19 protein-coding genes are annotated in these 16,641 nt (G+C 70.1%); 9 read left to right on the top strand and 10 right to left on the bottom strand.

Going from position 1 to position 16,641, the window contains the following annotated elements; translation table 11 throughout:
- The first annotated feature begins 67 nt into the window (after window positions 1–67).
- Window positions 68–403: a DUF2516 family protein gene (locus OHT76_RS20190; protein ID WP_328872254.1), complete on the top strand. Its 336-nt coding sequence runs from the start codon at window positions 68–70 to the stop codon at window positions 401–403.
- A gap of 7 nt (window positions 404–410) precedes the next feature.
- Here the strand turns inward: OHT76_RS20190 and OHT76_RS20185 are convergent, their stop codons facing one another.
- From OHT76_RS20185 to OHT76_RS20175, 3 genes are all read right to left on the bottom strand, one after another.
- Window positions 411–1,742 (bottom strand): PP2C family protein-serine/threonine phosphatase, encoded by a 1,332-nt coding sequence (locus tag OHT76_RS20185; RefSeq protein ID WP_328872253.1) that lies wholly within the window; start codon window positions 1,740–1,742, stop codon window positions 411–413.
- A gap of 282 nt (window positions 1,743–2,024) precedes the next feature.
- Window positions 2,025–3,098, bottom strand: a complete 1,074-nt coding sequence (locus OHT76_RS20180; protein WP_328872252.1) for a C40 family peptidase — start codon at window positions 3,096–3,098, stop codon at window positions 2,025–2,027.
- 185 nt (window positions 3,099–3,283) lie between these two features.
- A complete protein-coding gene (locus tag OHT76_RS20175; RefSeq protein ID WP_328872251.1) occupies window positions 3,284–4,102 on the bottom strand; it encodes a class I SAM-dependent methyltransferase in 819 nt (272 codons plus the stop codon).
- Between the two features lie 181 nt (window positions 4,103–4,283).
- Between OHT76_RS20175 and mshA the strand changes: the two genes are divergently transcribed.
- The 3 genes from mshA to OHT76_RS20160 all read left to right on the top strand — a co-directional run bounded on the left by mshA (window position 4,284) and on the right by OHT76_RS20160 (window position 7,854).
- Window positions 4,284–5,621 carry a D-inositol-3-phosphate glycosyltransferase gene (mshA, locus tag OHT76_RS20170; protein ID WP_328872250.1) on the top strand — a complete coding sequence of 446 codons (1,338 nt, stop codon included), beginning with the start codon at window positions 4,284–4,286 and terminating at the stop codon, window positions 5,619–5,621.
- A complete protein-coding gene (locus tag OHT76_RS20165; RefSeq protein ID WP_328872249.1) occupies window positions 5,614–6,099 on the top strand; it encodes a YbjN domain-containing protein in 486 nt (161 codons plus the stop codon). The genes mshA and OHT76_RS20165 overlap by 8 nt, the downstream gene beginning before the upstream one ends.
- Window positions 6,100–6,213: 114 nt before the next feature.
- On the top strand, window positions 6,214–7,854 hold the full coding sequence (locus OHT76_RS20160; protein WP_328872248.1) for a glycosyl hydrolase family 28-related protein: 1,641 nt from the start codon (window positions 6,214–6,216) through the stop codon (window positions 7,852–7,854).
- Here the strand turns inward: OHT76_RS20160 and OHT76_RS20155 are convergent.
- The gene (locus OHT76_RS20155; RefSeq protein WP_328872247.1) at window positions 7,833–8,621 is read right to left on the bottom strand and encodes a helix-turn-helix transcriptional regulator; all 789 of its coding nucleotides are present in this window, start codon (window positions 8,619–8,621) and stop codon (window positions 7,833–7,835) included. The two genes, OHT76_RS20160 and OHT76_RS20155, sit on opposite strands and share 22 nt — an antisense overlap.
- Here OHT76_RS20155 and OHT76_RS20150 point away from each other — a divergent pair.
- Entirely contained in the window at window positions 8,620–9,096 is a 477-nt protein-coding gene (locus OHT76_RS20150; protein WP_443049814.1) for a DUF2000 family protein, read from the top strand. The genes OHT76_RS20155 and OHT76_RS20150 overlap by 2 nt on opposite strands.
- Before the next feature lie 50 nt (window positions 9,097–9,146).
- Here OHT76_RS20150 and OHT76_RS20145 read toward each other — a convergent pair whose 3' ends face one another.
- Window positions 9,147–9,908, bottom strand: coding sequence for a phosphoglyceromutase (locus OHT76_RS20145; protein WP_328872245.1), 762 nt, complete (start codon window positions 9,906–9,908; stop codon window positions 9,147–9,149).
- 151 nt (window positions 9,909–10,059) lie between these two features.
- On the opposite strand from OHT76_RS20145, the gene OHT76_RS20140 reads away from it, so the two are divergent.
- On the top strand, window positions 10,060–11,322 hold the full coding sequence (locus OHT76_RS20140; protein ID WP_328872244.1) for an MDR family MFS transporter: 1,263 nt from the start codon (window positions 10,060–10,062) through the stop codon (window positions 11,320–11,322).
- A gap of 309 nt (window positions 11,323–11,631) precedes the next feature.
- Window positions 11,632–12,000, top strand: a complete 369-nt coding sequence (locus tag OHT76_RS20135) for a GIY-YIG nuclease family protein (RefSeq protein WP_328872243.1) — start codon at window positions 11,632–11,634, stop codon at window positions 11,998–12,000.
- Between the two features lie 24 nt (window positions 12,001–12,024).
- Here OHT76_RS20135 and OHT76_RS20130 read toward each other — a convergent pair whose 3' ends face one another.
- From OHT76_RS20130 to phoU, 4 genes are all read right to left on the bottom strand, one after another.
- Window positions 12,025–12,276, bottom strand: coding sequence for an SCO4226 family nickel-binding protein (locus OHT76_RS20130; RefSeq protein ID WP_328872242.1), 252 nt, complete (start codon window positions 12,274–12,276; stop codon window positions 12,025–12,027).
- 16 nt (window positions 12,277–12,292) lie between these two features.
- Complete coding sequence (locus OHT76_RS20125; RefSeq protein ID WP_328872241.1) at window positions 12,293–12,541, bottom strand: SCO4226 family nickel-binding protein; 249 nt, start codon at window positions 12,539–12,541, stop codon at window positions 12,293–12,295.
- A gap of 109 nt (window positions 12,542–12,650) precedes the next feature.
- Complete coding sequence (locus OHT76_RS20120; RefSeq protein ID WP_315885737.1) at window positions 12,651–12,815, bottom strand: hypothetical protein; 165 nt, start codon at window positions 12,813–12,815, stop codon at window positions 12,651–12,653.
- Window positions 12,816–12,917: 102 nt separating this feature from the next.
- Window positions 12,918–13,607, bottom strand: coding sequence for a phosphate signaling complex protein PhoU (gene phoU / locus OHT76_RS20115; protein ID WP_328872240.1), 690 nt, complete (start codon window positions 13,605–13,607; stop codon window positions 12,918–12,920).
- A 233-nt stretch (window positions 13,608–13,840) separates the two neighbouring features.
- Here phoU and OHT76_RS20110 point away from each other — a divergent pair, with 233 nt between their 5' ends.
- Together OHT76_RS20110 and OHT76_RS20105 are read left to right on the top strand one after the other, a co-directional pair.
- The gene (locus OHT76_RS20110) at window positions 13,841–15,118 is read left to right on the top strand and encodes a sensor histidine kinase (protein WP_328872239.1); all 1,278 of its coding nucleotides are present in this window, start codon (window positions 13,841–13,843) and stop codon (window positions 15,116–15,118) included.
- On the top strand, window positions 15,115–15,795 hold the full coding sequence (locus OHT76_RS20105; RefSeq protein WP_015659563.1) for a response regulator transcription factor: 681 nt from the start codon (window positions 15,115–15,117) through the stop codon (window positions 15,793–15,795). Before OHT76_RS20110 ends, OHT76_RS20105 begins: the two co-directional genes overlap by 4 nt.
- A gap of 72 nt (window positions 15,796–15,867) precedes the next feature.
- Here the strand turns inward: OHT76_RS20105 and OHT76_RS20100 are convergent, their stop codons facing one another.
- Window positions 15,868–16,539, bottom strand: a complete 672-nt coding sequence (locus tag OHT76_RS20100) for a DUF461 domain-containing protein (RefSeq protein WP_328872238.1) — start codon at window positions 16,537–16,539, stop codon at window positions 15,868–15,870.
- Window positions 16,540–16,641 lie beyond the last annotated feature (102 nt).

Raw genomic sequence — 16,641 nt, 5'->3', positions numbered from 1 at the left:
GGGCCTGCCGTTGCGGGTACGGTGACCGCGTAGGGACGAGCCGAGTCGGGTGGTGGATGTTGTGCTGATGCAGGGCTTCACAAACTTCATGTGGCTGTTGAGCATGGCCCTGATCCTCTTCAGCGGCTTCGCGCTGATCGACGCCGCCACACGCCGTGAGGACGCCTACCGCGCGGCCGACAAGAAGACCAAGCCGTTCTGGCTGATCATCCTCGGGCTCGCCTTCGTGGTGAACCTGATCTTCAACATCCTGTCGTTCCTGCCGATCATCGGCCTCATCGCGACGATCGTCTACATGGTCGACGTCCGCCCGGCACTCCGCAGCCTGCCCGGGGGCGGCCGCAGCACACGGAGGGGTTCGAGCAGCGACGGTCCGTACGGCCCTTGGAACGGCGGACGGTAACTACCGCTCACCCCACCCGATCGAGCAACAGCACAGCCACGTCATCGGTCAGCTCGCCACCATTGAGGTTCCGGACCTCATTGACGGCAGCCCCGAGCAAGGCCTCGCCGCGGAGCCCCTCCGCGATCTGCCGCCGGACCATGGACACCATCCCGTCCTGCCCCAGCCGCTCCCGACCCTCACCGACCCGACCCTCGATGAGCCCGTCGGTATAGAGCATCAGGCTCCACTCGGCCCCCAGCTCCACCTGCATCCGAGGCCATCGGGCCCCGGACAGCAGCCCGAGCGCCGGACCGTTGTTGTCGTACGGCAGCAGCTGAGCCGAACGCCCGGGACGGGCCAGCAGCGGCGACGGATGCCCCGCGAGACACAGCCCCGCCCGACGACCGTCCGGCGCGATATCCACCGTGCACAGCGTCGCGAAGATCTCGTCGTCCGCCCGCTCGTGCTCAAGGACCTGCTGAAGCGTCGACAGCAGCTCGTCCCCGCACAGCCCGGCCAGCGTCAGGGCCCGCCAGGCGATCCGCAGCTCGACACCGAGCGCGGCCTCGTCGGGGCCGTGTCCACAGACGTCACCGATCATGGCGTGCACCGTGCCGTCGGCCGTACGGACCACGTCGTAGAAGTCACCGCCGAGCAGCGCCCGTGAGCGCCCCGGCCGGTACCGCGCGGCGAAGCGCAGTGGCGATCCCTCCAGCAGCGGCGTGGGCAGCAGGCCCCGCTCGAGACGGCGGTTCTCCTGCGCCCGCACCCGGCCCTCGGCGAGCCGGCGCTCGGCGGAGTCGGAACGTTTTCGCTCCACCGCGTAACGGATCGCGCGGCTCAGCAGCCGGCCGTCCAGCTCGTCACGGAGGAGATAGTCCTGGGCGCCCACCCGCACCGCCTCCGCGCCGCGCTCGGCGTCGCCGGACGCGGTCAGGGCGAGGACGGCATGCCGGGGTGCGAGCTCCAGCACGTGCTTGAGCACGGCGAGCTCGTCGCTGTCGTCACCGCGGCCGGGCGCGGGCAGCGTCAGGTCCAGCAGGATGCAGTGGACGTCGTCGGTGAGCAGCCGCTCGGCCTCGGTGAGGTTGCGGGCGGTGCGCACCCGGATCGGCTTGCCCGCCCAGTCGAGCAGTTCGGGCAGGACAGTGGAGCCGCCCGGATCGTCCTCGATGAGCAGCAGCGTCAGCTGGGTGTGGGCGGTGCCGGTGGCACCGGGGTTGTGCGTGTGCTCGACCGTGTCGTCCTTGCGCGGGGCCTCCTCGGCCGAGGGGCCGCCGACTGTGGGCGCGGCCGCCTGCGCCTGACCACTCTCCACGGCCGGGATCGCTCTCTGCCGCGGTACGGGTACGGGCATCGTCTTGGGTTCCTTCCCTCCCCCCGAGGGCATGGCGGGGACGAGGGACCTCGACCCACCGACGGGGACCATAGCGGTAGTCGGCACCGCAAAGGAATGGTGCAGGCCACGCCGTTCGGCGGCTGGCCACTGTCATATGCCGCGTTCCGTACCGCAGTTGGGCAGGGTGGTGGAGCTGCGGGAATGACGAACGTCACGTCCGCCCGGAGTTTGGATCGGCCACCCGCGTGCGGTGCGTCACGTGGCCCCGGTCACCCCGGGGCCGTACGCGTGACCCCGGTCTCATACGTCCGGTCGTACGACCGCCAGGATCGGCATGGACCCCGCTCCCGCGACGGTCACGGTGCGACCGGGGCGCGGGGCGTGCACGATCGCGCCGTCGCCGACGTACATGGCGACATGGCTGGCGTCGTCGTTGTAGATGATGAGGTCGCCGGGGCGCATGTCCTTGGTGTCGATGCGCTTGAGCTGCTTCCACTGTTCCTGCGAGGTGCGCGGAATCGGCTGTCCCGCCGCCGCCCAGGCCTGTGAGGTCAGCCCGGAGCAGTCGAAGGTGCCGGGCCCCTCGGCGCCCCATTCGTACGGCTTGCCCAACTGTGCGGTGGCATACGCCACGGCCTTCTTGCCCTGCGCGGACGCCTTGCCGTCGATCTCGTCGAGTATCCCGGAGTCCAGCCAGGCGGTCTGCGCCTTGTAGGCGGCCTGCCGCTCCAGCTCGGCGAGGCGCTCCTTCTCCTCCGCCTCCAGCTCCGACTCCAGCTTCTCGGCGGCCGCGATCTGCTTCTTGATCTTCGCCTTGGCCTTGGCCTTGGCCTTGCGGTTCGCCTCCAGCTTCTCCCACTGGGTGGAGGCGTCCTTCGCGTACTGCTCCAAGTCCTGCTGGGTGCGGGTCATTTCGCCGAGCAGTCCCTTGGTGGCGCGCTCGCCCTGGATCACCCGGCCCGCGCCGTCGAGAAACTCCTGCGGGTCGTCGCTGAGCATCAGCTGTGCCTCGTCCGGCAGTCCGCCGCTGCGGTACTGCGCGGCGGCCGCGGCGCCGGCCCGCTTCTTGAGATCGTCCAGCTTCTTCTTGCCCTTCACGATCTTCTTCGCCAGGGCCACGATCTCGGAGGACTGCTTCTCGGCCTTCTCCTCGGCCAGGTTGTACGCGTCGGTGGCGACGGCTGCGTCGTGATAGAGCCGGTCCAGCTTCTTGCGTACGGCCTCAAGGTCCTTGTTGGTCACGGGAGTCGAGGTCGCGCTCGGGGTGGGCGATGGGTTCGGACTCGCGAACGCCGTGCCTGGTGCCGCCAGCACGGTCACCGCGCAGACCACGGTGACGGCAGCGGTGATGAGGCTGCGCCTGGCCGTACCCATACCTCTTCCCCCAACCTGATTTACCGTCAGTAACTTACGGGCGTCTGGGGGATCGTGCCATGTTGCCCCGTAAAACGACAGAGGTTGTGCATCCTGCTGCTTCCCCCCTTTCCCGCCCCCGCATGACGATCTCCCCGCCTATGTGACGAACGACTCAGGGAGATCGTTCCCCGCAGGTCAGTACGTCAGAGGCGCTGATCCGCCGGCGCCAACGCCCCCCACGCCACGGTGACTTCCCCCTGTCGCCACCGCACCGGCCCGTCCAGCACCGGCCAGTCCGACGTCAACTCCCGCACCGCCCGCATCCAGCGCTGCCGGGCGCCGTAGGAGGCATAGGGCGCGGCGGCGGCCCAGGCGCGGTCGAAGTCCCGCAGGAAGGCATGGACCGGTTCGCCGGGGACGTTCCGGTGGATGAGCGCCTTCGGCAGCCGCTCGGCGAGGTCCGACGGCCGCTCCAGGGACCCGAGCCGAGTCGCGAAGGTCACCGTCCGCGGCCCCTCGGGCCCGAGCGCGACCCACACATGCCGCCGCCCGATCTCATCGCAGGTCCCCTCGACCAGCAGCCCGCCCCGCGAGCCCCCGCCCGCCGGAGCCAGCCGCGCGCACAGCCGCTCCCAGACGGCGGCGACCTCGCCCTCCTCGTACTGCCGCAGCACATTGGCGGCCCGGATCAGCATCGGCCGCTGGGGGACCGGGATCTCGAACCCCCCGTGCCGGAAGACGAGCCCCTCGCGCTCGTACGGCCGCGCGGCCGCGACCCGGGCCGGTTCGATCTCGACGCCGACCACACGCGCGCGTGGCGCGACGGTACGCAGCCGCCCGAGCAGCTCCACGGCGGTCCAGGGAGTGGCGCCGTACCCGAGATCGACCGCAACGGCCTCCCCGGCCCGCCGCAGCTCGGCGCCGTGCGTCGCCGCGATCCAGCGGTCCATACGGCGCAGGCGATTGGGGTTGGTGGTCCCGCGCGTCACCGTTCCCACGGGGCGGGAGGCGGCGCGGGTCATGCTCAGAAGGGTATGCGGTGACGCCGTGCACGCACCCCACCCTCGAACGGTTGAGCGAGTCACGGTAATGATTCGGCAAAGAACGCCGGGCCGGAAATGGAGCCGACCACTCCGGTGTTGGACCCCCTGGAGGGCCCGCACGTCCTCCCAAAGACATGCCCGCAGCGAGGAGGACCGCCACGTGAGCCATTACGTCAGCAGGCTCGGTCGGCGCTCCGCGGCGGCACCCCCGCGGCTGCGTCTGCACCGCCGCCCCCGCCGTATCGCGATGCTCTCCGTGCACACCTCACCGCTCCACCAGCCCGGCACCGGCGATGCCGGCGGCATGAACGTCTACATCGTGGAGCTCGCGCAGCGCCTCGCCGCGATCAACATCGAGGTCGAGATCTTCACGCGCGCGACCACGGCCGCCCTCCCGCCGACCGTGGAGATGGCCCCCGGAGTCCTCGTCCGGCACGTCGACGCCGGCCCCTACGAGGGCCTCGCCAAGGAGGAACTCCCCGCCCAGCTCTGCGCCTTCACACACGGCGTGATGCAGGCCTGGGCCGGCCACCGCCCCGGCCACTACGACCTCGTCCACTCGCACTACTGGCTCTCCGGCCACGTCGGCTGGCTCGCCGCCCAGCGCTGGGGCACCCCCCTGGTGCACGCCATGCACACCATGGCCAAGGTCAAGAACGCCAACCTCGCCGAGGGCGACACCCCCGAGCCCGCAGCCCGGGTCATCGGCGAGACCCAGATCGTCGTCGCCGCCGACCGCCTCATCGCCAATACGGCGGAGGAGGCCGACGAGCTCGTACGGCACTACTCCGCCGAACGCGACAAGGTCGCCGTCGTCCACCCCGGCGTCAACCTCGACCGCTTCAGCCCCGCCGACGGCCGCGCCGCCGCCCGCGCCCGCCTCGGCCTGCCCCAGGACGCCCTGATCCCGCTCTTCGCGGGCCGCATCCAGCCCCTGAAGGCCCCGGACGTCCTCCTCCGCGCGGTCGCCGTCCTGCTCGACGAGCGCCCCGAGCTGCGCTCCCGCATCCTCGTCCCCGTCGTCGGCGGCCCCAGCGGCAGCGGCCTCGCCAAGCCCGAGGGCCTGCAGAAGCTGGCCGCGCGGCTCGGTATCGCCGATGTCGTACGGTTCCGCCCGCCCGTCGGCCAGGACCAGCTCGCGGACTGGTTCCGCGCCGCCTCGGTCCTCGTCATGCCCTCCTACAGCGAGTCCTTCGGCCTGGTCGCCATAGAGGCACAGGCGGCCGGTACGCCGGTGCTCGCGGCGTCGGTCGGCGGACTTCCGGTGGCCGTGCGCGACGGGCAGACCGGTTTCCTCGTACAGGGCCACCAACCCGCCGCCTACGCGCGCGTGCTGCGCGATTTCGCCGACAACCCCGACCTGTCGGCCCGGATGGGCGCCGCCGCGGCCCGGCACGCCCAGTCGTTCGGCTGGGACACCGCGGCCGCCGCCACGGCGGACGTCTACATGGCGGCGGCCCAGGCCCACCGCCGTCGCGTACGCTCCCACCATGGGTGAGGCACAGCAGGTCGTCGAGGACTTCCTCCAGGACGCGGAACTGGAGTGGGAGCGCCCCGACCCCGGCACCTACGTGGTGAAACTCCCCGGCACGCGCAAGCTGTCGACGACGGTCTCCCTGCTGCTCGGCCGCCACTCCCTGTCGCTCAACGCCTTCGTGATCCGCCACCCCGACGAGAACGAGTCCGGCGTCCACCGCTGGCTCCTCGAGCGCAACCTCAAGCTGTACGGCGTGAGTTACGCCGTCGACCAGCTCGGCGACGTCTACGTCACCGCCAAGCTCCCCCTGTCGGCCGTCACCGCCGACGACCTCGACCGCCTGCTCGGCCAGACCCTGGAGGCCGCCGACGGCGCCTTCAACACCCTGCTGGAACTGGGCTTCGCCAGCGCCATCCGCAAGGAGTACGAGTGGCGGACGGCCCGGGGTGAGTCGACCCGCAATCTGGATGCGTTCAAGCATCTGACCGAGCGCCAGTAGCTCAAATCCCGGCTTCGCACGACCCTTTCCCCGCCGAGGGGCCCCGTGGCATGCTCACCGCCAACGCATTCCTGAACGTCGTTCATATCCGTGAATATGAAGGGGCGGCTGGACATGAACCACGGGCACATCGGCAGACGCACACTCCTGATCGGCGCCACCGCGGTGGCGCTCGGCGCGACGACCGGCACGGCGAAGGCCGCCGAAGTCCCGTCGATCTGGCGGGAGTTCACCCGCAGCCCCTTCGACCACCCGCAGATCCCGTACATAGGCCGGGCAGGCAGCCGCGCCCGAACCACCCGCCCCCGCCCCGTCACCGACGTCACCGCCTACGGCGCCGTCCCCGACGGCACCACGGACTGCGCCCCCGCGATCAACCGTGCCATCGCCGCCGCCGGAAGGGCCGGCGGTGGCACGGTGCTCATCCCGCCCGGCACCTTCCGCATCGACGACGTGATCCGCCTGGGCCACTCGAACGTCGTCCTGCGCGGCGCCGGAAGCGGCCGTACGACGCTGTACGCGACCAGGCATCTCACCGAGCTGATCGGCGTCTACGGCTCCCGTTACGGCGGCGACAAGTCCTCCTGGTCCTGGGCGGGCGGCCTGATCTGGCTGGCCCCGGCGGCCCGTTGGGAGTCCCTGACGTCCGCGATCCGCGCGAAGGAATGGCCGTTCGAGGGCTGGACCGGCAACAAACGCGACGAGTGGAGCACGCTCACGACGGTCGAGCCGGCCCGCCAGGGTTCCTGGACCATCACCGTCGCCGACGCCGCTCGGTTGCGGCCCGGCGCCCTCGTCCTCCTCCGCCTCGCCGACGACGCCGACCACACCCTCCTTGAGCACATGTGCGGCGGCGGCCCCGGCACCGAGGCCTACTCCTGGGACGACAAGACCAAGCTGACCTCGTACGTCCCCTACGAGTGGCCGGTCCGCATCACGCGCGTACAGGGCCGCCGTATCACCCTCGAACGCCCCCTCCCGCTCGACGTCCGCCCCGAATGGGACCCACGACTGACCACCCACGTCCCGGAGTTGACCGGTGCCGGCGTCGAGGGGCTCACTCTGGAGGCGGTCGAGACCCCGCAGCAACCGCACCTCCTCGACAAGGGATTCAACGGCGTCACCCTCCAATGCGCGTACGACTGCTGGGTGGACGACGTCACCGTCCGGCACGTCGACAACGGCTTCGGCCTGGTCGCCGCCTCCGCCTGCACGCTGCGCCACACGCGCGTGGCGGGCCGCGGCGCGCACCACCCGTACTTCTGCCGCGAGGGCTCGCACGACAACCTCATCGAGGACTTCACGATCGAGCAGCGCACCACTCCGGCCCCGACCGGCACCCAACTGCACGGCATCAACGTCGAGGGCCTGTCCTCGTACAACGTCTGGTCGCGCGGCGTCATGGAGATGGGCACTTTCGACAGCCACCGCGGACTGCCCTTCGCCAACGTCCGCACCGACATCACCGTCGACAACAACGGCCGGCACGGCGGCGACGCGAGCGCGGGCCCCCTCTTCGGCGCCCGGTTCACCCACTGGAACATCCGCGTGACGAACGGCCGGGCAGGCCTGATGAAGATCGACGGCCTGGCCCCCTGGTCCGCCACGGTCGGCATCAACGAGGTCCGCGAGTTCGATCAGATCGACGTCCCCGACTTCACCGGCGACCTGAACAGCCGCCTTGAGCTGTACGGCACGAAGGACGCCGTACGCCCGCGCAATCTGTACGACGCTCAGCGCGAGCTGTCCCGGTAGCGGCCCGGCGTCACCCCCACCAGCCGCCTGAAGTGCCGGGTGAGATGGGCCTGGTCGTAGAAGCCGGTGCCCAGGGCCGCCTCGGCGGGACGCGCGCCCGAGAGCAGAAGGCGGCGGGCGCGTTCGACGCGGCGGGACGTCAGGTACTGGTGCGGGGCGATGCCGTAGGCGCCGCTGAACGCCCGTACGAGATGGGCGGGATGGGCGTCGAGGACCCTCGCGGCCTCCTCCAGCGTGATCCCCTCCACGACGCGTTCGTCGAGGAGTTCGCGCAGGCGATGGGCGAGGCCGGGGCGGATCGCGACATCCGGCCGTGGCCTCAGATGCCGGCGCAGCCGTGCGTCGATGAGCATCAGCCGGCTCTCGGCCTCCAGTTCCTCGCCGGGGAGGGCGAGGGCGGTGTGCAGTTGGCCGACGCGGTGGCGGAGCAGGGGGTCGCGGAGGTCGGGGGTGTCGACGGCGGCTCCGATGAGGTCGTCGGGGAGCCGGGAGGAGTCGAGGTACAGGACGCGCTTGCGGAAGCCGTGCGGGGTGGCGGCGGAGCCGTTGTGCGGGACGTGCGGCGGCAGCAGGGTCACCGTGTCGTGCGGGGTGCCGTGCTCGTGCCGGTCGAGGTCGTACCGGACGGCCCCGTCGTCGACGATGAGCAGGGTCCAGGCCTCGTGGACATGCATCGGGTAGGCGTACTCGGTGAAGTGCGCGTGGAAGACCTCGACGACACCCGGGACACGGGGACGCCAGGCGGTGACTTCCTGCCGGACGGCCATGCAAAGAACGTACAAGACGAGGTCGTACGGCGGTCGGCAGTCTCGTGGCATGAGCGAGCAGTCTTATCGATTCGATACGAAGATCGCCGTGATCCTGCGCGAGGACCTGGAGCCCTGGCAGCGGCTGAATGTGACCGCGTTCCTGGTCAGCGGCCTGGGGACAGAGGTCGCCGAGGTGATCGGGGAGCCGTACGAGGACGCCGACGGGGTGGCGTATCTGCCGATGTTCCGGCAGCCGGTGCTGGTCTTCGAGGGCACCAAGGAGACGCTGACGGCGGCGCACGCGCGCGTGCTGTCACGTGCCCTGCCGCGAGCCGTCTTCACGTCCGACCTGTTCAGCACCGGCAACGACCGGGACAACCGGGCCGCCGTACGGGCCGTGCCCACGCGGGAACTGGACCTGGTGGGGCTGGCGGTGTACGGCCCGCGGAACGCGGTGGACAAGGTGGTGAAGGGGGCACGGATGCATCCGTGACGAAGCCCCCTACCAGCGGAATCGCAGGTAGGGGGCTTCTTCGGGCTTGCTTACTTCTTCTTGCCCTGGTTCTTGACCGCCTCGATCGCCGCTGCCGCCGCCTCGGGGTCGAGGTACGTGCCGCCCGGGTTCAGGGGCTTGAAGTCGGCGTCGAGTTCGTAGGAGAGGGGGATGCCCGTCGGGATGTTCAGGCCCGCGATTTCGGCGTCCGAGATGCCGTCCAGGTGCTTGACCAGGGCGCGGAGGCTGTTGCCGTGGGCGGCGACGAGCACCGTGCGGCCGGACAGGAGGTCCGGGACGATGCCGTCGTACCAGTACGGGAGCATGCGGACGACGACGTCCTTGAGGCACTCCGTGCGCGGGCGCAGCTCCGGGGGGATCGTCGCGTAGCGGGCGTCGTCCGACTGGGAGAACTCCGTGCCGTCCTCGAGCGGGGGCGGCGGGGTGTCGTAGGAGCGGCGCCAGAGCATGAACTGCTCCTCGCCGAACTCGGCCAGGGTCTGGGCCTTGTCCTTGCCCTGGAGGGCGCCGTAGTGGCGCTCGTTCAGGCGCCAGCTGCGGTGGACGGGGATCCAGTGGCGGTCGGCCGCCTCCAGCGCCAGCTGCGCCGTGCGGATCGCGCGCTTCTGGAGGGACGTGTGGACCACGTCGGGGAGAAGGTCGGCGTCCTTCAGGAGCTCGCCGCCGCGGACTGCCTCCTTCTCGCCCTTCTCATTGAGATTGACGTCCACCCAGCCGGTGAACAGGTTCTTCGCGTTCCATTCGCTCTCGCCGTGGCGGAGGAGGATCAGCTTGTACGGTGCGTCGGCCATGAGAAGGAGCGTAATCGAACCTTCTGATCGCTTGCGCCCCCGACCAGAGGACGGACGGTTGACGGGATCTGTTAATTGAGTGGCCCGCGAGCGCCATGGCTTCGTAAGTTGTGTTCGCCGTACGCGCCACTTACACACCCGGGGGATCCGCATGTCCGTCGCCGCCCTGAGACGTGCCGCCCGGGAGTCCGTCTCCGGGCTGCCCCGCGAGTTCTGGTGGCTGTGGACCAGCACCCTCGTCAACCGGCTCGGCGGCTTCGTCGCCACCTTCATGGCGCTGTATCTGACCCTGGACCGCGGCTACTCCGCCTCCTACGCCGGTCTCGTCGCCGCCCTCCACGGCCTGGGCGGGGTCCTCTCGTCCCTCGGCGGGGGCGTCATGGCCGACCGGCTCGGGCGGCGGCCCACGCTGCTCGTCTCGCAGGCCGCCACCGCCGTCTCCGTGACCGCGCTCGGGTTCGTGCACCACCCTGCCGCCATCGCGGGCGTCGCCTTCCTCGTCGGGATGGCCTCCAACGCCTCCCGGCCCGCCGTGCAGGCGATGATGGCCGACATCGTCCGGCCCGAGGACCGCGTCCGCGCCTTCTCGCTCAACTACTGGGCCATCAACCTCGGCTTCGCCGTCTCCTCCATGGGCGCCGGCTTCATCGCCGAGTACAGCTACCAGGCCGGGTTTCTCATCGAGGGCGTCATGACCCTGGCCTGCGCGATCGTCATCTTCCTGAAGCTGCCCGAGTCCCGGCCCGAGCGCACGGAGAAGGTGAAGGCCGCGGAAACGGCCGTAGGACTGGGAACCGTGCTGCGGGACGGGCGGTTCATGGGACTCGTCGGGCTGTCCTTCCTGATCGCCCTGATCTTTCAGCAGGGCGCCATCGGACTGCCCGTCGCGATGGGCGACGCCGGATTCACGCCGGCCGACTACGGCATGGCCATCGCCGTCAACGGCGTTCTGATCGTCGTCCTGCAGATCCCGGTCACCCGGTTCATCGAGCACCGGGACCCACGCCGGCTGCTCGTGATCTCCTCCCTCCTCGCCGGGTACGGCTTCGGACTCACCGCCTTCGCCGGATCCGTCGGCCTGTTCGCCCTCACCGTCTGCGTCTGGACCCTCGCGGAGATCGTCAACGCCCCGACCCAGACCAGCCTGGTCGTCCGCCTCTCCCCCACCCACGGCCGGGGCCGCTACCAGGGCATGTACACCATGTCCTGGGCCGTCGCCTCCCTGATCGCCCCGCTGATGTCCGGCGTCGTCATCGACCGGTACGGGGCGGAGTGGCTGTGGGGGCTGTGCGCGGTGATCGGCACCGTCGCGGGTGTGGGGTACGCAGTGCTCATGCGGACCCTGCCCCAAGAGAAGCCAACGGCAACCGAGGTCCCGGCCGCCGACCGGACCGCTGAAGTCGCCTCGGGCTGATCAGCGCGAGGCGAGGGCCGGCGGCCGGGGTGCAGGGGCACACTGTCGGGTGCGGTCATCGTGCTGATCTCCTTCGACACTTCGACACTTCGAAGATCAGCCGGTGGCCGTTCATCTATGCGGGCCTCATCCCGATGCCGGAGCAAACCCCCGGATCAGGTCGAACCCGTACACCACTTCCCTGGACGCAACCCGGTCTCGGCGCAGTTGGGGTATCCGCCGTTCAAGGAGGCCCGCCAGGCGTCCGGGACGCTTCAGCATCTTCGGCAGTGTCTTCGGGACGCCAACTTGCCGGAAGCGGACAGGGACTTGGCCGTTCTGAGGGCGGCCGGGATGCCGGAACGGTTGCGGGACTTCGTCAGTGGCAGCCCCACTCCGCTCGACGGCCGCGGCTTCGTTTACGTGCTTTCCACCCGCGAGGCACCCGAGATGCTCAAGATCGGGTACACCGATCGCGATCCTCTGACCCGGGCCAAGGAGATCAACTCGGCGACCGGCGTGATCATCCCGTGGGGTGTGCGCGGGGCCTGGACCGTTGCCCAGGCGCGGCGCGTCGAAGCGGAGGTCCACGCCCTGCTCGCCGACTACCGCGTCCGCAGTGACCGCGAGTTCTTCCACATGCCCTTCGCGGAGGCGGCCCGGATCATCGAGCAGTACGCGACCGCGGCCCGCGGCTGAGGGCCGCCGTCGCTGCTCTCGGACTCACACAGCCAGAGGTACGGCGTGGATCTCGTCCGGGCCCTGGGCGCCCGAGAGTTCGTGGGCCCGGTGGACCGCTTCCGGTGAGGGCCCCTCGGAGAGGCAGTACACCGTGCCGGACTCCGGGTCCGCCCAGGCGTGTTCGAAGTGGACTCCTTCTTCCTTCTCGACCGCGGCCGCCGCCTCGTGGCCCGCGCGCAGCTGGTCCGCCGTGATGCCCTGCATTCCGTGGTGGACGTCCATGTAACGCGTCATCGCCCACCGCCTCCTCTCACACCGACAGCGGCACCGCGTGGATCTCGTCGGCCTTGTGGCCGGCCCGCTCGTGGATGCGCTGGACGGCCTCCGCCGAGGGCGCCTCGGAGAGGCAGTAGACGACGCCGGACTCCGGGTCCGCCCAGGCCCGCTCGAAGTGGACCCCCTCGTCCTTCTCTATCGCGAGGTCCGCCTTGTGGGCCTCCATCAGCTGGTCGTTCGTGATGCCCTGCATCCCGTGGTGTACGTCCATGAACTGAGTCATGGCACCCTCCTTCCGGTCCTCCTTCCATGCTGCGCCTCCACAGAGCCGTGAGCACGACGAAGGGCCCCGGCAGCGCGCCGGGGCCCTTCACCGTCGTAACAGAAAAATCTCAACCGCACTGGCACGGATTGCCCGACTGGCAACCGCACTGGCACCCCGAACCGCAGCCGCACGCGCCGATCAGCATCAGGTTCTTGATCTCGGCGGGCTGCTCGGTCTGGCGTTCCTGCGTGGGGTCGGGTGTGGTGCCGGGCGTGCCGGGGGAGTCGGCCATGGTCCCTCCTCGTCGAGGCTGGTGCCTGTTCCCCATTGCATGCCCGTTCCGCTGGGCGCATCAACGGCGCACAGAGGCTCTCCCGCACGCCCTCGCGTGGCGTCAGGCGCCCTCGACGCCCGTCACCGGCTGAATGTCCTGCTGGAGCTCGTCCGCGTGCTCACCCGTCACCAGGAACACCACGCGCTTGGCCACCGCCACCGCGTGGTCGGCGAACCGCTCGTAGTAGCGGCCCAGCAGGGTCACGTCGACCGCGGTCTCGATGCCGTGCTTCCAGCGCTCGTCCATCAGGTGCTGGAAGAGCGTGCGGTGCAGCAGGTCCATCTCGTCGTCGTCGGTCTCCATCTGGAGCGCGAGGTCGACGTCCTTGGTCACGATCACCTCGGCGGCCTTCGCCATCAGGCGCTGCGCGAGCTGACCCATCTCCAGGATCGTGGCGTGCAGGTCGTGCGGGATGGCCCGCGACGGGTAGCGCAGTCGGGTGAGCTTGGCCACATGCTGGGCCAGGTCACCGGAGCGCTCCAGGTCCGCGGACATCCGCAGCGAGGTGACGACGATCCGCAGGTCGGTCGCCACCGGCTGCTGGCGCGCGAGCAGGGCTATCGCTCGCGCCTCCAGGTCGTGCTGGAGGTCGTCGACCTTCTGGTCGGCCTCGATCACACTTTCGGCCAGCTTGAGGTCGGAGTCGAGGATCGCGGTCGTCGCGCGTCCGATCGCCGACCCGACCAAGCGGGCCATCTCCACCAGGCTGTCGCTGATCGAGTCAAGTTCCTCGTGGTACGCGTCCCGCATGAGGGTTCCCTCTCGTACGTGTTTCTTGGGGTTCCGGGGGCCGGGGCCAGTGTGCACGTCCTGCTGAACCGGCGCTATCGCACCCCACGCTCCTACCGTCTGACCTGCACGCGTCCGTTTCTGCCACCCCAAATGAACCATTGCTAGCTCCAAGGTGAACTCTGGGCGACGAGTGTTCGAGCTCGCACTCGGATGGCTGTGGCCAGGACCGTGGCCATGCCTAACCTGGATGCATGGACGTGAACGCGGCGGTCGCCGCAGCGGCAGCGATTGCCGGGGTACTCACCGGCGTCATCGCCATGCTGGCGTTCCGCTGGAGCGAACGCGACCAGGCGCGACCGACCAGAACCTCCCTGCACACCGATCCGGTACTGCCACCGGGCGTCGACACGGTGCTGTCCGTGCTCCGCTCCTCCGCGGTCGTACTGGACGAGGCCGACGCCGTCGTCAAGGCCAGCTCCGCCGCGTACGCCCTCGGGCTGGTGCGCGGCGGACGGCTGTCGGTGGAACCGATGCTCCAGATGGCCCGGGACACCCGGCGCGACGGCGAGATACGCCAGGTCGAGCTGGATCTGCCCCGGCGCGGCACCGGACGCGGCGAGGCCCTCGCGGTCTCCGCCCGGGTGGCGCCGCTCGGCTCCCGCCTGGTGCTTCTGCTCGTCGAGGACCTCACCGAGGCCCGGCGGATAGAGGCGGTACGGCGCGACTTCGTCGCCAATGTCAGCCACGAGCTCAAGACCCCCGTGGGCGCTCTCTCCCTGCTGTCCGAGGCTGTCATGGACGCCTCGGACGACCCGGAGGCCGTGGAGCGCTTCGCGGGGCGGATGCAGATCGAGGCGACCCGGCTCACCAACCTTGTCCAGGAGCTGATCGACCTCTCCCGGGTCCAGAACGACGACCCGCTGGAGGACGCCGAGCCCGTTCGAGTGGACGAACTGGTGGCCGAGGCCATCGACCGCTGCCGGCACGCCGCCGGCACCAAGCAGATCACGATGGCCGCAGGCGGCACCGCCGACCTGAGCATCTACGGCAACCGCGGCCAGCTCGCCGCAGCCCTCGGCAACCTCGTCGAGAACGCCGTCAACTATTCGCCCGCCCGCACCCGCGTCGGGATAGCCGCCCGCCGGGTGTCCGCATCCGGCGGCGACCATATCGAGATCGCCGTGACCGATCAGGGCATCGGCATCTCCGAAAAGGACAAGGAGCGCATCTTCGAGCGCTTCTACCGCGTCGACCCGGCCCGTTCCCGTGCCACCGGCGGTACGGGTCTCGGGCTGGCGATCGTCAAGCACGTGGCCGCCTCGCACGGCGGGGAGGTCACGGTGTGGAGTTCCGAGGGACAGGGCTCCACGTTCACCCTGAGACTGCCGGAGGCGGGCGCGGCCCGCGACCGAGCTCAGCAGCATCCCGTCCTCGACGCCGAGGCCGGGCGCCCCGCCGATCCGTCCCACGACACACCCCCCGAGTCAGCCGCGTACCAAACGCTTTCCGCCCCGGAGGTCCTTCCGTGACCCGAGTGCTCGTCGTCGAGGACGAGGAATCCTTCTCAGACGCCCTGTCGTACATGCTTCGCAAAGAGGGCTTCGAGGTCGCCGTGGCGACCACCGGGCCCGACGGACTCGACGAGTTCGAGCGCAATGGCGCCGACCTCGTCCTGCTCGACCTGATGCTGCCCGGCCTGCCGGGCACGGAGGTCTGCCGCCAGCTGCGCGGCCGCTCCAACGTCCCCGTCATCATGGTGACCGCCAAGGACAGCGAGATCGACAAGGTCGTCGGGCTGGAAATAGGAGCCGATGACTATGTCACCAAGCCGTTCTCCTCACGTGAGCTGGTCGCCCGTATCCGGGCCGTCCTGCGTCGCCGCGGCGAGCCCGAGGAGGTCACCCCGGCCGCGCTGGAGGCGGGTCCGGTCCGTATGGACGTCGACCGCCACGTGGTCACGGTCTCCGGCTCGAAGGTCGACCTCCCTCTCAAGGAGTTCGACCTCCTGGAGATGCTCCTGCGCAACGCGGGCCGCGTACTGACCCGTATGCAGCTCATCGACCGGGTCTGGGGCGCCGACTACGTCGGCGACACCAAGACCCTCGACGTCCACGTCAAGCGCCTGCGAGCAAAGATCGAGCCCGACCCGGGCGCGCCGCGATACCTGGTGACGGTGCGTGGTCTCGGCTACAAGTTCGAGCCGTAAACCGCCTGACAGGCGATACGACGAAGGGCGGGACTCCCTCGGGGGTCCCGCCCTTCTTTGTCGTACGTTCGCTCAGTGGCCGGAAGCCTCGTGGGACTCCGTCGCCGTGGCCGAGGCGGCGTCGGTCGGGGTGCCGGAGGCTTCCCCACCCGGCTCGCCCGTGGCCTCGCCCGTCGGCTCCCCGGTGGCTTCACCCGTCGGGGACGCGGTGTCCTCCTCCGGCGCCGCCGGGACCTCGGTCGGGCCCCAGCCGGTGAAGTAGCTCTCCGACGGGACCACGAAGGCGCGCAGGCTCACATCGCCCGTCTTGCTGAAGGTGAAGGTCACCTCCTGGGCGTTGCCGTCCTTCACGTCCTCGGGCGTGACGGACAGCACCGCGGAGGCGTTCTCCGCGCCGCCGAGGATCAGCGAGCCGCCGGCCGGGATGGACAGGCTCTTGCCCTTGGCCGCCTTGAGCTCGGCGGACTCGCCGGCCCCGTCGACGGTGACCGACTCCAGCGTCTGGGCGCTGGTGCCGGTGTTGAAGAGGGTGGCGGCCACGACGGCCGGGCCGCCTGCCTCCGGGTCGGGCTGCGTGATGACGACGGCGTTCTGGACCTTGATGTCGCCGACCGTCGTCGCAGCGTTGTCCGGCTTGATCTCCAGGGTCTGTGCGTTGTTGCCGGCTCCGCACGCGGCGAGCGGAAGAATCGAGAACGTGATGGCGGCGGCGGCGAGGACGCCGCGTCGAAGGCTGCTGCTCACGGCGGCGGCAACTCCTTGACTCGAACGGGGCGGGCGCATAAAGCCGCCCTAAGTGTCTGTCAGCGGCCTTAGGTTACCGAGCCGTTCCCGTGCCGCCGCACC

The organism is Streptomyces sp. NBC_00287 (assembly GCF_036173105.1).
GTDB lineage: Bacteria > Actinomycetota > Actinomycetes > Streptomycetales > Streptomycetaceae > Streptomyces.
This window is presented reverse-complemented; position numbering and strand designations above follow the sequence as displayed.

Excerpts from the sequence above, each read along its gene's own strand:
- OHT76_RS20180 (WP_328872252.1), bottom strand. The coding sequence starts at position 3,098 with ATGGGTACGGCCAGGCGCAGCCTCATCACCGCTGCCGTCACCGTGGTC.
- OHT76_RS20160 (WP_328872248.1), top strand. The coding sequence starts at position 6,214 with ATGAACCACGGGCACATCGGCAGACGCACACTCCTGATCGGCGCCACC.
- OHT76_RS20175 (WP_328872251.1), bottom strand. The coding sequence starts at position 4,102 with ATGACCCGCGCCGCCTCCCGCCCCGTGGGAACGGTGACGCGCGGGACC.
- OHT76_RS20150 (WP_443049814.1), top strand. The coding sequence starts at position 8,620 with ATGCAAAGAACGTACAAGACGAGGTCGTACGGCGGTCGGCAGTCTCGT.
- OHT76_RS20140 (WP_328872244.1), top strand. The coding sequence starts at position 10,060 with ATGTCCGTCGCCGCCCTGAGACGTGCCGCCCGGGAGTCCGTCTCCGGG.
- OHT76_RS20165 (WP_328872249.1), top strand. The coding sequence starts at position 5,614 with ATGGGTGAGGCACAGCAGGTCGTCGAGGACTTCCTCCAGGACGCGGAA.
- OHT76_RS20155 (WP_328872247.1), bottom strand. The coding sequence starts at position 8,621 with ATGGCCGTCCGGCAGGAAGTCACCGCCTGGCGTCCCCGTGTCCCGGGT.
- OHT76_RS20190 (WP_328872254.1), top strand. The coding sequence starts at position 68 with ATGCAGGGCTTCACAAACTTCATGTGGCTGTTGAGCATGGCCCTGATC.
- OHT76_RS20120 (WP_315885737.1), bottom strand. The coding sequence starts at position 12,815 with ATGGCCGACTCCCCCGGCACGCCCGGCACCACACCCGACCCCACGCAG.
- OHT76_RS20125 (WP_328872241.1), bottom strand. The coding sequence starts at position 12,541 with ATGACTCAGTTCATGGACGTACACCACGGGATGCAGGGCATCACGAAC.
- phoU (WP_328872240.1), bottom strand. The coding sequence starts at position 13,607 with ATGCGGGACGCGTACCACGAGGAACTTGACTCGATCAGCGACAGCCTG.
- OHT76_RS20145 (WP_328872245.1), bottom strand. The coding sequence starts at position 9,908 with ATGGCCGACGCACCGTACAAGCTGATCCTCCTCCGCCACGGCGAGAGC.
- OHT76_RS20110 (WP_328872239.1), top strand. The coding sequence starts at position 13,841 with ATGGACGTGAACGCGGCGGTCGCCGCAGCGGCAGCGATTGCCGGGGTA.
- OHT76_RS20185 (WP_328872253.1), bottom strand. The coding sequence starts at position 1,742 with ATGCCCGTACCCGTACCGCGGCAGAGAGCGATCCCGGCCGTGGAGAGT.
- OHT76_RS20130 (WP_328872242.1), bottom strand. The coding sequence starts at position 12,276 with ATGACGCGTTACATGGACGTCCACCACGGAATGCAGGGCATCACGGCG.